Source organism: Alteromonas mediterranea DE (assembly GCF_000020585.3).
In the GTDB taxonomy this organism is placed as follows: domain Bacteria; phylum Pseudomonadota; class Gammaproteobacteria; order Enterobacterales; family Alteromonadaceae; genus Alteromonas; species Alteromonas mediterranea.
Window position 1 is genome coordinate 1227909 of record NC_011138.3, and the last position, 13535, is coordinate 1241443.

Below are 13535 nucleotides of genomic sequence, written 5' to 3' on the forward strand. Positions count from 1 at the left end.
CTGTTTGACTAGCGATACGCATTAAACGCTGACGGCAGGTTAAAAAAGGCGGTAGGTTCATAGCCTACCGCGCTTTTTGCAACGTACTGACCCGCCTTGAAGGGGGGCCAGGTTACCTGTTTAATTACCAGATTCTTACGCGCTTTTCTGGTGGAAGATACAAAGCATCACCTGGTTTTACGTCGAATGCTTCATACCAAGCATCGTGATTGCGCGGTGCTTGAGCACGGTAGCGACCTGGAGCGTGTGTACCGGCACGTAGCTGGTTAAGCATGCTCTCTTCGGTGCGTTTTTCTTTCCACACTTGTGCCCATGCCAGGAAAAAGCGTTGATCGCCGGTTAGACCATCAATAACGGGTGCTTCTTTACCGTTCAGGCTTAGTTTGTAAGCGTGGTAAGCCATAGACAGACCACCCACATCGCCGATGTTCTCACCTAGACTGTTGCGGCCGTTCACGAAGTTACCTTCAATTGGCTCGTATTGACTGTATTGTTCAGCCAGCATGTCTGCTTTTTCTTCAAACGCTGCGCGGTCTGCGTCGGTCCACCAATTGCGCTGAATTCCGTTAGCGTCAGATTTTGACCCTTGGTCGTCGAAGCCATGGCCCATCTCATGACCAATAACTGCGCCAATAGCACCGTAGTTAACGGCTGGATCGGCATTAGGATCGAAGAACGGCGGCTGCAAAATAGCTGCAGGGAATACAATTTCATTGAACGAGCTATTGTAGTAAGCGTTAACGCGCTGAGGTGTCATGCCCCAGCGATTGCGGTCTGTTTTCTCAAGCTCGCGCTCAACCGATTGGTCTTGGAAGAACGTGCGTAGATTGCGAACGTTACCCACTAGGTCTTTATCGCTAATAGTCACGCCGTCAAAAAGCTGCCATTCATCTGGGTAACCAATTTTTGGGTTAAAGGCCATCAACTTTTCTTTGGCGTTAACCTTGGTTTCTTCACTCATCCAGTCAAGGTTTTCAATACGCTCACCGAGTGCAGTACGCAGGTTTTCTACCAGTTCCGCCATTTGCTCTTTAGAGCTTTCCGGGAAATACTCATTCACGTAGATTTTGCCGATAGCAAAACCGAGTGATTCAGTACCAGACATCTGGCTTACCGCGCGCTTCCAGCGAGGGCGAGGCTCTTGCTGACCACTTAACGTGCGTCCGAAGAAGTCAAAGTTAGCAAGGTAAATTTCTTCTGAAAGGAAGCCTGCGTTGTTAGAAATCGTATGATATTTCAAATACGACTTCCAATCCGCTAAGTCAGCTTCATTGATAATTTTAATCACTTCTTTGACTGGCTCTGGCTGCGTGATATTGAGCTCAGGGACTTTATAACCGGTCTGTGCGAAGTAAGTATCCCAGTCAAAACCCGGGTATTCATCAGATAATTTACTGCGCTCAATTTGGTTAAGCGTTAGGTCGCGATCACGACGCTTTTCCCGTGGCCACTGTATTTGAGCAATTTGTGTTTCAAGCTGAAGAATATTTTGTGCTTTTTCCGCCGCATTTTCCTCTCCAGCAAAGTTAAGCATTTGCTCGATGTGAGCTACATAAGCTTCGCGAATTTTAACAAAGCGCTCGCTGTCGCTAAGGTAATAGTCGCGATCAGGAAGGCCCAAACCGCCTACACCCACGCTTAGTTGATATTCGTTGGGGTCTAAGCGGTTGTACCACATTCCGCCGTAGATTGGCGTGCTTGAACCAACAAGCCAGCTATTGCCGAACGCCTTAGTAAGGTCGGTGGTGTTTTCAATACTATTAATTGACGTCAGTACGTCTTCAATGGGCTTAATACCTTTTTCGTTAATAGTATCTGTGTCCATGTATGCAACGAAAAAGTCGTGAACAAGCTGCTCTTCAGCGTTAAGCGAAGACTTCTCCATTAAACCATCAATGATGTTTTTCACCTGCTCTTCACTTCGCTCAGCAAGACCAGTGAAAGCACCATAACGGGTTTTGTCTGCTGGCAGTTCATAGTTGTCATACCATGTGCCGCTTGCATACATGAAGAAGTCATCACCCGGTTTTACTGCTTCGTTGCGTGCAGATAAGTCTACGCCAAAAGAGCCAAGCTCAGCTTCGTCGTTTGCTTCAGGCGCTTCAACTGCGCTTACCTGATCGTTTGTTTGTTCTTTTGCTTGGTCAGGCTGGCCACAGCCTGTAAGCCCTAGCGAAGCCGCAATAGCTACGGCTAAAAGTTTATATTTCATCGTTTTTCTCTTTGTGATTATAAGTGTCGTCGTTAGGTGCAGTGACACTTGTCGTTTTTAAAGTAGGCACAAATTCCTTGTTAAACGGTAAAGCATTCCGTGCCTGATTAAAATAGCTGCCGATATGCGGGGTTTCTCTGTGTAAAAAGTCTGCTACAGCACGGTGAAACGCCGTATGTCGTAACGTGTGATGTGAGCGACAATAAGTAGGCTCGAAGCCCCGTAAAATTTTATGCTCACCTTGTGTGCCGGGATTGAATAGCGCTAACTGGTGCGCGATTGCAAATTCAATACCTTCGAAGTAACAGCAGGCGAAATGAAGCCCGTCAATCTCTTTTAACGCGCCCCAATATCTGCCGTATAAACCCGTATCGTCAAAAAAGAATAATGCGCTGGCAACAGGCACATCATTTTCAAAAGCAGTGACAATAAGCATATTGTCACTTAAATTTTCTACAAGTTGTTGGAAAAAGACATCATTTAAATATCCCACATGACCACTTCGCTTTAAATAGGTTGCTTTGTAACATTTTGTGAAGAACTGAAGGGTGTCTGGCGTAATGGCTTGGCCTTTTTGATGGCTAAAGCGTATTCCTCGCTCATGTAGTTTTCGACGGCTTTTCTTGATGTCTTTGCGTTTGCGAGACGTTAACGCTGCTAAAAAATCATCGAAGTTTTTATACTGGTAGTTATACCACTGAAACTGAACCGCATAGCGGGTCAAGTAATAAGGGGCAAGCGCAGAGGCATCGCCAAGCGTCTCCTTTATTGCATCTTCAGTCTTATCGCTTGAGTGTCCGTGCGGGCTACAGTTTTCCGCTTGGGTCAATAGCTTAGACGTGATTTCATCGGTAAAAAGCCAGTGTAATGAAGACAGTGTCTCGCCATAGACTGACGCCACATAGTCTACAAGCTTGTTTTCAAGTGCATTAAAAAAGGCCGTACCGAACTCAATTTTACCGTCGGATAAAATTCGAGGGCCAGTGACAGGAGTGAAGGGAATGGCAGATATCCACTTGGGGTAGTAGTCGAGGCCGTGTTGCGCATAGGCATCGGCCCACGCATGGTCAAACACATACTCGCCGTAGCTATGCGTTTTCAAATAGCCGGGAATAATTGCATGTACCGTATCCTCTCCCGCGCCAGTGATCGCGATATGACAAGGCTGCCAACCCGATTCATTGTTGCAGCACTCACTTTGTTCAAGCGCGAGTAAAAAGTGATAGGAAAGAAATGGGCCTGCATCTTGTGCTAGCTTATCCCAGCGCGCTTGGGACAGCAGCGCAACGGAATTTATTATTTTTATCTGATAGTCAGTTGCTGTCATGCTTTGTCAGTCGTGTAGAAATCATCGTTTATTGGCGCAGAGATTATCGCTATTACGTAATATTTAGCGCTAAAATAGCCCTGTTTCTACGTTTTAAACAAAAGAGTAAGTTCATAAAAATGTCAGACTTTGACCGAAAAATCATTACCGACGCGATTACTCGCATGCTGGCACGACGAGAGCATAGCGTTAATGAAATAGCACGAAAGCTGCAACAAAAGGGAATAGCAAGCGAGGCGTTTACGCCTATTTTAGACGAGTTTAAGGATGCAGGAATTCAAAGCGATACGCGTTTTGCAGAAAGTAGAGCCCGCGCCCTTTATATGAAAGGTAAAGGTCCTCGCGCTATCAAGTTAGACTTGCAGCAATACGGTGTTGATGAGGGAACGGCAGAGCAGGCGTTAAACGAAATTGAAGCCGACTGGTTTGAAAGCGCGAGAAACGTAAAGGTAAAGAAGTTTGGCGAGTTTTACGAAACTGAATTTGCGTTAAGGCAAAAGCAGAAACAGTTTCTTCAATATCGCGGTTTTTACCAAGATCATATCGATTACGCGGTCAGCGAGAGTAGCTGCGAGAACTAAAAGTTAAAGTGGTAACTTACAATTTTGCAAAATACACACCTGTTGCAATCACGTGCATGAATATCGACTGTTTTTGTTGAATTTAAGCAAAATTTGGCCCTATCTCTTGGCCGTTACACTTAACAAAATTGCGCTATCCGTGGTATTGTTGCGCAAATTTGTGTGCATTTTAATTATCCCGAGAATTGTAATGCGGCATTGTACATTGAGTAATGGCAAAACGCCCCGATATAAAACTCATTAGAACAGGCAAATCGCACGTCTCGTAAATAGAATAAAGGAAGTTAGGTTTTCAATGACATTATCAACTGCTGACTTACGTAACAAGTTTATCAATTATTTTAAAAGTCATGGCCATCAGGCGGTGGCAAGCTCGTCACTGGTGCCGGCAGATGATCCCACACTTCTTTTCACCAATGCGGGAATGAACCAGTTTAAAGATACGTTTCTAGGTACCGAAAAGCGTAGCTATACCCGTGCAGTATCGTCTCAGCGTTGTGTACGGGCAGGGGGCAAACACAATGACCTTGAAAATGTAGGTTATACAGCCCGCCACCATACCTTCTTTGAAATGATGGGTAACTTCAGTTTTGGCGACTATTTCAAGAAAGAAGCGATTGAATTTGCGTGGAACTTTCTAACAAGTGAAGTTGGGCTTCCTAAAGAAAAGCTATTAGTAACCGTTTACTCTGAAGATGATGAAGCGTTCGATATTTGGGAAAACCACATTGGTGTGCCTAAAGAGAAAATTATCCGTATTAGTACGTCAGATAACTTTTGGTCAATGGGCGATACAGGCCCATGTGGTCCTTGCTCTGAGATCTTTTACGATCACGGCGCGCACATTTGGGGTGGTCCTCCAGGAACACCTGAAGAAGACGGTGACCGCTTTATCGAAATCTGGAACCTGGTATTCATGCAGTTTAATAAGCAAGCTGACGGTACCATGGAGCCGCTTCCAAAGCCGTCGATCGATACTGGTATGGGTCTAGAGCGTATTTCAGCTATTTTGCAAAACGTTCACAGCAACTACGAAATCGATTTGTTTCAGAATTTAATTAAGTCTGCAGCCTCAATCGTTGGCACAGAGGATCTTGAAAATAAATCGCTACGGGTTATCGCCGATCACATTCGTTCGTGCAGCTTCTTAATTTGCGATGGCGTTATGCCATCAAATGAAGGGCGCGGATACGTATTACGCCGTATTATACGTCGCGCGGTACGCCATGGGTATCAGCTTGGCGCCAACGACATCTTCTTCTATAAACTGGTTGCTTCTCTTGCTAATGAAATGGGTGAAGCGTATCCAGAGCTAGTTGACCAGCTTCCGGTTATTGAAAAAGTACTGCGCGTAGAAGAAGAGCAGTTTAGTAAAACGCTCGCACGCGGTATGGCAATGCTAAACGACACACTCGCCTCGCTTGAAGGTGATACTGTGCCGGGTGATGTGGTATTTAAACTGTACGATACTTACGGATTTCCAACAGACCTTACTAACGACGTGGCTCGAGAGCACGAGCTTAAAATTGACGAAGAAGGTTTTGAAGCGGCAATGCAGGCTCAGCGCGCTCGCGCACAGCAAGCAAGCAACTTTGGGGCAGATTACAACAGCAAACTTGCCATCGACCATACAACGTCGTTTACGGGCTATACCGATGTGGAAGGCCAGGCGAATGTGGTTGAGCTAATTGCGGACAACGCATTTGTTGAAAAATTAGAAGATGGCCAAGAAGGCGTAGTGGTGTTAGACAGCACGCCGTTCTACGCGGAAAGCGGTGGTCAGGCAGGTGACAAAGGGGTGCTGCGCGTTGCCAACGGTGAATTCATTGTCACTGATACCCAGAAAATGGGTAACGCGTTTGCGCACAAAGGAATAGCGAAAGGCTCTGTTTCTAAGGGCGATACAGCAACCGCCGCCATAGATTCGGCTAACCGCGAAGCCATTAAGAAAAATCACAGTGCTACCCATTTGCTTCACGCGGCGCTGCGCGAAATTTTAGGTGAGCACGTAACGCAGAAAGGTTCATTGGTTGAAGCGCCGCGTATGCGTTTTGACTTCTCGCACTTTGAAGCCGTTACTACAGAACAGCTTGCAGAGATTGAACGACGCGTGAATCAAGAAATACGCGCAAATCATTCACTGGCTACTGAACTAATGGACCTAGAAGAAGCCAAAGCCTCAGGTGCAATGGCGCTGTTTGGCGAAAAGTACGACGAGAAAGTTCGCGTGGTAACTATGGGGCCATTCTCTGTTGAGCTATGTGGTGGTACTCACGTAGCGCGAACTGGCGACATTGGTTTGTTTAAAATTACCAGTGAAGCGGGCATTGCATCGGGTGTTCGACGCATCGAAGCGGTCACTGGCGAGCAAGCAATTGAAGTCGTGCAAACGCAACAAGCGACGCTGTCGTCGTTGTCGTCATTATTAAAAACAGATAGCCAAAATGTACTTGAACGCGTAGTTTCTCTACAAAATCAGACTAAAGAACTAGAAAAAGCGCTCAATTCTGCAAAACAAAAACTGGCGAGTCAGCAAGGTGCTGATATGCTTAGTAATGCAGTAGAGATAAATGGCGTTAAAGTGCTAATCGCTAATTTGGAAGGTGTCGAAGCGAAGTCATTGCGTTCAATGATGGACGATATTAAAAACCGAATTGGCGAAGGTATCGTAGTACTAGGTGTGGCTAACAATGCGAAAGTGAACCTCATTGCTGGCGTGACTAAAAATCTCACTGATAAAGTTAAAGCGGGCGAGTTAGTTAACTTTGTCGCATCACAAGTAGGTGGTAAAGGCGGCGGTCGCCCTGATATGGCTCAAGCGGGTGGCGATAAGCCTGAAAACTTGGGGCAAGCGTTAGATTCGGTTAACGTTTGGTTACAAGATAAGCTATAATTATTTTTGTGTATAACAGTGAGTTTTTGAAGTGACGCAGAAACATGGAGCCACTGTCGCTACCATCGGGTCGTGCCGAAGGGTTAGCAAAATTCAAAGGATTACGTTCAGTATTAAGGAACAGGAGCAAGCGAATGCTTATTTTGACTCGTCGAGTTGGTGAAACACTTATGGTAGGTGACGATGTAACCGTTACTGTACTAGGTGTAAAAGGGAATCAGGTACGTATAGGTGTGAATGCACCAAAAGAAGTTTCTGTGCACCGTGAAGAGATTTATATGCGCATTCAGGCAGAAAAAGGCGGTCAGCCAGGTTCTGCAGAATAATTGCATTATACGCTTCACAGGAAAAGGTCAGCTTATGCTGGCCTTTTTTGTTTGTGTTAACACTTATGACGTGAACGCCGTTGCTATGGCGGTCGTGCTTTTATGGCTGCAACCGCGGATTTTTGCAATACCAACTAAGGTTTGGCAAAGAGTAGGCGGCCACTGTCACTAGAAAGTTTGTTTACAGGCTTTGCGTATTCGCTTAATTGTTCTATACCTTAAAATAGTAGGGCCACCGCTTATAACCGTGTTTGGACGTGTTTTGTGCACGCTTCCTATTAATAACGCGCAGCATGGTACTAGAGGAAACTTTGCAAAATGAAATGGAAATTGGCCTAAAACGCCGTTTTCATTTTATAAAAATATACGATGTTGCCTAATGATCGATTTTGCGCGTTGAAAAAGCGTACGGTAAGGGCAACAGATTTTTTATTTAATTGCTTGTATTGCGAACAAATTACTGGTTTTTTGCACGAATCGTTAAAATGGCAGGAGTGAACAATTTCTTTATAAAAAAGGTTTGACTCAGGCCAATGAATNNNNTGACGGCAGCCAGCAATTTTTGTGCGCGTGTTTAGCTGGCTGAGATAAAGTACCTGCCAACGAACCAGGCGGACGGAGCGTATACTCCTTCCCGACGCGCTACTTATTTTACATGAGTCTTCGTTCGAAATTAACGTCGGAAGACAAGTTGTTAACGCGTGTGTAGCTCAGCTGGATAGAGTACCTGGCTACGAACCAGGCGGTCGGAGGTTCGAATCCTTCCACACGCGCCACATTGAAGAGCCCACCTTTTTAGGTGGGCTTTTTCATTTCTGCTTCCCTATTTCTTCTATTTGTTTTCCCACTTTCGTGCAAGCGCGCTGATATAAAATTGATTTAAATTAAGTTCGATACGCTTTTATTGCAATTTTATTAAAAAATAATGCATTAAGTTTCATTTTGATGGCTTCTATTCAATTTTAAGTGATTTTTTATGCTGCATTGTTGTGTTTTCAAAACCCTCGTGATACTTATTCAGGTACAAAATAACAATAGGATTGAATATGAATTCGGAATCCGTCGCTAGCTTGCTCGTTGAAGCAGGCTCGCTCATGCTGATAGGAATGGTGTTTGTTTTCTCATTTCTCGGACTTCTTATCGTAGGTATACACTTAATCGCACGCTTTTGCGAAGCTTTCCCCGGTGATATTGAAGAGCCCGCTGTCAACGTAAAAAGAAACAATCAAACGGTACAACCCGGAATAGACGGTAATGTTATCGCCGCTATTTCCGCTGCAATTCATACCCATCGCCAAAATTCAAAAAAATAAGTCTAATCAGGAGTTACCATGTCTAAGCCTCTGGCCCTTACCGAGCTGGTCCTGCGTGATGCCCATCAGTCACTACTAGCTACGCGAATGCGTATTGAAGATATGCTTCCCATTGCGGAAAAATTAGATAAAGCTGGCTTTTGGTCAGTAGAGTCGTGGGGCGGCGCTACCTTTGACGCTTGCATTCGATACTTGGGAGAAGACCCATGGGAACGTATTAGAAAGCTAAAAGCCGCCATGCCTAATACCAAGCAGCAAATGTTGCTACGAGGCCAAAACTTGCTGGGGTATCGACATTACGCTGACGATGTTGTGACTCGCTTTGTAGAGCGCGCCCATGAAAGCGGCGTTGATGTATTTAGAATTTTTGATGCAATGAACGACATCAGAAATTTAAAAACGGCAATTAAAGCAACCATAGACAGCGGTGCGCACGCGCAAGGCACCATTTCATATACCGTAAGCCCAGTGCACAATCTAAAGCTTTGGCTTGATATGGCCAAACAGCTTGAGGACTTAGGCGTTCATTCCATTTGTATTAAAGATATGGCAGGGCTTTTAAAGCCTTACGAATGCGAAGCGCTCATAACAGGGCTGAAGGAAACGGTAAGTGTACCTATTGCCATGCAGTGTCATGCTACGACAGGGTTAAGTACTGCCACCTATCAAAAAGCCGTAGACGCGGGCATTGATATGCTCGACACCGCTATCTCGTCAATGAGTATGACATATGGCCATACCGCCACTGAAACGATGGTATCGATTGTAGAGGGTACAGAGCGTGACACCGGCATCGCATTGCCAGAACTGGAAGAAATTGCCAGCTACTTCAGAGATGTAAGAAAGAAATACAGCAAGTTTGAAGGAAGCTTAAAGGGCGTTGACGCACGGATTTTGCTAGCGCAAGTGCCAGGCGGCATGCTAACCAACATGGAAAGCCAGCTAAAAGAACAGGGCGCTGAAGATAAATTCGAAGAAGTACTAAAAGAAATTCCACGGGTACGGGAAGATCTCGGGTTTATTCCTCTTGTTACGCCAACCTCTCAAATTGTAGGCACGCAATCGGTACTTAACGTACTAACAGGCGAGCGCTACAAGAGCATCACGAAAGAAACCGCTGGCGTACTTAAAGGCGAATACGGCGCCACCGCGGCACCAGTAAATAAAGCGCTGCAAGAGCGTGTGCTTGATGGTGCTGAGCCTGTGACGTGCCGACCGGCTGATAACATTGCCCCCGAACTTGATGCACTAAGTAAAGAGCTTGATGAACTCGCAGAGAAAAAGCAGCTTTCGCTATCAGATGACAAAATTGATGATGTGCTTACTTACGCCTTGTTCCCGCAGATAGGCCTTAAGTTTATCGAAAATCGCGGTAATCCTGATGCGTTTGAACCTGCACCTAGTGCACAGTCATCGCAGTCAGCAGATGTAGCTCAAGTAGAAAAAACTGCAGCAAACACGTCTACATCTGGCAGCGAAACTTACGATGTAAACGTTGATGGTAAGGTGTATCACGTAGAAGTCGCACCATCCGGTACCTTAACAAGCGTAACACCAGCAGGTGCTGCTCAATCATCGGCGCCAGCGTCAGCGAGCAATACTCAGGCATCTGCAAGCACTTCCCAGTCTATTGATGCACCGTTAGCGGGTAACGTATTTAAGATACTCGTTAAAAACGGTGACAGTATTGCCGAAGGTGATGTAGTTATGATCCTTGAAGCCATGAAAATGGAAACGGAGATCCGCGCTGCGTTCACCGGCACGGTAACGGAAGTTACTGTTGGGGAAGGCGATGCCGTGTCCAGTGGCCAACCATTGATCTTATTGGGGTAGGGCATGGATAAGTTAATGGTACTTTGGGATAGTACCGCGCTTGCGCATTTTGAAGCGGGTCAACTGATAATGATGGCAGTTGGCTTTGGTCTGCTGTATTTGGCAATTGTGAAAAAGTTCGAGCCTTTGCTGCTTTTGCCCATAGGGTTTGGCGCATTACTTACCAATATCCCTATTGCGGGGTTTTCTGAGGTAGGTGGTTTGCTTCACTATATTTATAAAATAGGCATAGATACAGGCGTGTTTCCGCTGCTTATTTTTATGGGCGTAGGGGCTATGACAGATTTCAGCGCGCTTATCGCTAATCCGAAAATGCTGCTACTGGGCGCCGCAGCCCAGTTTGGTATTTTCGCTACGCTATTTGGCGCCATCGCATTGAATCTGATCCCTGGTTTTGAATTTACGCTTAAAGACGCAAGTGCGATTGCGATTATAGGGGGCGCTGACGGCCCCACTGCAATTTTCCTAGCCTCTCGGCTTGCGCCAGATTTACTTGGCGCAATCGCTGTAGCAGCTTATTCATATATGGCATTAGTTCCTATTATTCAGCCCCCAATAATGAAGGCGTTAACCACAAAAGACGAGCGTGAAATTAAAATGGGTCAGCTTCGTCCCGTGGCCAAACGTGAAAAAATTATTTTTCCATTGGCGGTTCTGTTTATGACCATTCTGTTTCTACCGGCAGCCACACCACTGGTAGGAATGTTCTGCTTCGGTAACTTAATGAAAGAGTGCGGGGTTGTGGATCGCCTCAGTAAAACAGCGCAAAACGAACTTATTAATACCGTTACCATTTTCTTAGGATTAGCGGTGGGCTCTAAATTATCGGCAGACGCATTTCTCACCGTCGAGACTTTAGGGATTTTAGGCCTAGGCGCCATTGCATTTGGCATAGGTACGGCAGCTGGCGTACTGATGGCTAAGCTAATGAGCCGGCTATCGGGCGGAAGCATAAACCCACTTATAGGTGCAGCAGGGGTATCTGCAGTACCTATGGCGGCAAGGGTCGTAAACAAAGTGGGGTTAGAAGCTAACCCTCATAACTTCTTATTAATGCATGCTATGGGGCCAAATGTCGCCGGAGTGTTGGGCAGCGCGGTAGCCGCAGGCATTTTGTTAGCACTTGTCGGCTAGATGCACAGTTAGGCTCTAGCCACGCTCAGAGCCAATACATTGATTGGTAAGTTAATAAGGTAAGGGGCAAAGGGTTTGCCCCTTTTTAATACCCAACGTTAAAACCCACGGTGGGCTTTAACGAATTGTGTTTTGCGGTACTAACGACTGATAAGCAGTGATAAGCTTTTTTGTTCGGGTATGCTGCGGCCATCTGAAAATGGTTTCTGTCTTGCCTTCTTCTACGATTTCTCCACCTTCCATAACAATCACCCTATCTGCAATGTGCCTTACTATACCTAAATTATGGCTTATAAAGACGAATGCCAAACCCAATTCTTGTTGAAGCTGAAGTATAAGGTTTACGGTTTGAGAACGAATTGAGGGGTCTAATGCCGCGAAAGGTTCGTCAGCTACGAGTACTTTAGGTTTTAAAACAATGGCTCGTGCTAGCGCCACGCGCTGTTGTTGACCATCAGAAAGCATGTGCCGGTAAAAGTAATAATGCTCGCGCAGCAGCCCTACTTTTACCAGCATATCCTCAATAATAGGCTTGCGTTCTGCTTGAGGTAAGCCGGTATTTAAACGTAGGGGCTCATCTAAAATTTTACCCACGGGAACAGACGGATTCATCGACTCCGCGCTGTGCTGCAAAATCATTCTAATATCGTGGGTACGTTTTTGCTGGCCATCTTTGGATTGGTATTTTGCTAAGTATTTGTGAGTATTAATCTCAATTTCGCCCGCGTCAGCCGGCAAGGCACCAACCAGCAGTTTAGCAAGCAGTGATTTACCTGAACGGTTTTCACCGATAATGGCAATGGTTTCGCCGCGCTTTACATTTAAATTCACAGGGCCCAGTTGAAATACTTCTGGCCTTTTTAACCAGCGTTTCTTTTCATTGTGAATAAACGTGAGATCTTTTACCTGCATGATATCCATCACAGCTTCTCCATGTGCAGCGGGTAGTGGCAGCTGTAGCTGTGATCATGAATTTTGCGTACGGCAGGTGTTTGCACACAGGCACGCTGGGCTCGCGGGCATCTAGGGCCTAATCGGCAACCAATTGGTAAATGCTGAAGCGTTGGGATAGAGCCGCTGAGCGTGGGTAGCAGTGACTTAGGGGGCAAGTCTTTCCTAAAGCTCGGCGCGCTGTCCAGCAGTGCTTTGGTATAAGGATGTAACGGGCGCTTTTTGATATGCTTCATTTTACCCGACTCAACGGTCTGACCGGCATATAGAACCGTCATCGAGTGTGACATACTCGCAATTGCCAGCAAGTCGTGGCTCACGAAAAGAATAGATAACGAACGCGTTTGGTTTAGCCGAGTAAAAAGCTTAAGAATTTGTGTTTTAGTGGTGGGCTCCATACCGCGAGTTGGATCATCAGCAATCAATAATTTAGGCTGTGATACTAACGCCATTGCAATCATAAACTTCTGCCCAATGTCGGCAGGTATTTGGTGTGGAAACGCACTTAAGTAATGTTTGTGGTGCTTTATACCCACTTTATGCACCGTACTAATGGCTATCTTTTTACGCTGCTGTGCACGCTGCCAAAACCAGCTTCCTTGAACAAACTCATCAGGGATACTTTCCTCTAGCTGTTCGCCAAGGGTTGCCGATGGGTCTAAGCTCGCCTGAGGATCTTGGAATACAACGGCAATTTCTCGACGCATTACTTCGCGGCGCTGTTGCACCGACATACCTAATAAGTTTTCACCGTTCCAACTCATCCTGTCGGCCGTCAAATTCCATTGATTGGGTAGTGCGCCGCAGATAGCAGAAACAATTAAACTTTTACCCGAACCAGACTCACCCACAAGGGCACGAATTTCGCCGCTACTTACAGATAAGTTAACTTTATCCAGTGCTTTGATAGCGCCTTCACTACTTTGCATTTCTAAGGTGAGATTTTTAATATCAAGCATTGGCAT

At 45.8% G+C, this 13535-nt stretch carries 10 protein-coding genes and 1 tRNA gene; 7 read left to right on the forward strand and 4 right to left on the reverse strand.

Going from position 1 to position 13535, the window contains the following annotated elements; translation table 11 throughout:
* Positions 1 to 124: 124 nt before the first annotated feature.
* Both MADE_RS05630 and MADE_RS05635 read right to left on the reverse strand, forming a co-directional pair.
* Positions 125 to 2212, reverse strand: a complete 2088-nt coding sequence (locus MADE_RS05630) for a M13 family metallopeptidase (protein ID WP_012517701.1) — start codon at positions 2210 to 2212, stop codon at positions 125 to 127.
* Positions 2202 to 3539 (reverse strand): GNAT family N-acetyltransferase, encoded by a 1338-nt coding sequence (locus MADE_RS05635; RefSeq protein ID WP_012517702.1) that lies wholly within the window; start codon positions 3537 to 3539, stop codon positions 2202 to 2204. Before MADE_RS05635 ends, MADE_RS05630 begins: the two co-directional genes overlap by 11 nt.
* Before the next feature lie 119 nt (positions 3540 to 3658).
* Here MADE_RS05635 and MADE_RS05640 point away from each other — a divergent pair, with 119 nt between their 5' ends.
* The 7 genes from MADE_RS05640 to MADE_RS05675 all read left to right on the forward strand — a co-directional run bounded on the left by MADE_RS05640 (position 3659) and on the right by MADE_RS05675 (position 11619).
* Complete coding sequence (locus MADE_RS05640; protein ID WP_012517703.1) at positions 3659 to 4120, forward strand: regulatory protein RecX; 462 nt, start codon at positions 3659 to 3661, stop codon at positions 4118 to 4120.
* A 295-nt stretch (positions 4121 to 4415) separates the two neighbouring features.
* Complete coding sequence (alaS, locus tag MADE_RS05645) at positions 4416 to 7013, forward strand: alanine--tRNA ligase (RefSeq protein WP_012517704.1); 2598 nt, start codon at positions 4416 to 4418, stop codon at positions 7011 to 7013.
* Positions 7014 to 7147: 134 nt separating this feature from the next.
* Positions 7148 to 7339 (forward strand): carbon storage regulator CsrA, encoded by a 192-nt coding sequence (gene csrA / locus MADE_RS05650; protein ID WP_012517705.1) that lies wholly within the window; start codon positions 7148 to 7150, stop codon positions 7337 to 7339.
* A 699-nt stretch (positions 7340 to 8038) separates the two neighbouring features.
* Positions 8039 to 8115 (forward strand) — tRNA-Arg (locus tag MADE_RS05660).
* A 270-nt stretch (positions 8116 to 8385) separates the two neighbouring features.
* Entirely contained in the window at positions 8386 to 8652 is a 267-nt protein-coding gene (locus MADE_RS05665; protein WP_012517707.1) for an OadG family protein, read from the forward strand.
* A gap of 18 nt (positions 8653 to 8670) precedes the next feature.
* Positions 8671 to 10485 (forward strand): sodium-extruding oxaloacetate decarboxylase subunit alpha, encoded by a 1815-nt coding sequence (gene oadA / locus MADE_RS05670; protein WP_012517708.1) that lies wholly within the window; start codon positions 8671 to 8673, stop codon positions 10483 to 10485.
* A gap of 3 nt (positions 10486 to 10488) precedes the next feature.
* Positions 10489 to 11619: a sodium ion-translocating decarboxylase subunit beta gene (locus MADE_RS05675; protein ID WP_012517709.1), complete on the forward strand. Its 1131-nt coding sequence runs from the start codon at positions 10489 to 10491 to the stop codon at positions 11617 to 11619.
* Positions 11620 to 11736: 117 nt separating this feature from the next.
* Here MADE_RS05675 and MADE_RS05680 read toward each other — a convergent pair whose 3' ends face one another.
* Both MADE_RS05680 and MADE_RS05685 read right to left on the reverse strand, forming a co-directional pair.
* Positions 11737 to 12540: an ATP-binding cassette domain-containing protein gene (locus MADE_RS05680; protein WP_012517710.1), complete on the reverse strand. Its 804-nt coding sequence runs from the start codon at positions 12538 to 12540 to the stop codon at positions 11737 to 11739.
* Positions 12540 to 13535, reverse strand: coding sequence for a peptide ABC transporter ATP-binding protein (locus MADE_RS05685; protein WP_012517711.1), 996 nt, complete (start codon positions 13533 to 13535; stop codon positions 12540 to 12542). Before MADE_RS05685 ends, MADE_RS05680 begins: the two co-directional genes overlap by 1 nt.

Coding starts and splice junctions, on each gene's coding strand:
- oadA (WP_012517708.1), top strand. CDS start 8,671: ATGTCTAAGCCTCTGGCCCTTACCGAGCTGGTCCTGCGTGATGCCCAT.
- csrA (WP_012517705.1), top strand. CDS start 7,148: ATGCTTATTTTGACTCGTCGAGTTGGTGAAACACTTATGGTAGGTGAC.
- MADE_RS05665 (WP_012517707.1), top strand. CDS start 8,386: ATGAATTCGGAATCCGTCGCTAGCTTGCTCGTTGAAGCAGGCTCGCTC.
- MADE_RS05685 (WP_012517711.1), bottom strand. CDS start 13,535: ATGCCAATGCTTGATATTAAAAATCTCACCTTAGAAATGCAAAGTAGT.
- MADE_RS05635 (WP_012517702.1), bottom strand. CDS start 3,539: ATGACAGCAACTGACTATCAGATAAAAATAATAAATTCCGTTGCGCTG.
- MADE_RS05640 (WP_012517703.1), top strand. CDS start 3,659: ATGTCAGACTTTGACCGAAAAATCATTACCGACGCGATTACTCGCATG.
- MADE_RS05630 (WP_012517701.1), bottom strand. CDS start 2,212: ATGAAATATAAACTTTTAGCCGTAGCTATTGCGGCTTCGCTAGGGCTT.
- alaS (WP_012517704.1), top strand. CDS start 4,416: ATGACATTATCAACTGCTGACTTACGTAACAAGTTTATCAATTATTTT.
- MADE_RS05675 (WP_012517709.1), top strand. CDS start 10,489: ATGGATAAGTTAATGGTACTTTGGGATAGTACCGCGCTTGCGCATTTT.
- MADE_RS05680 (WP_012517710.1), bottom strand. CDS start 12,540: ATGGATATCATGCAGGTAAAAGATCTCACGTTTATTCACAATGAAAAG.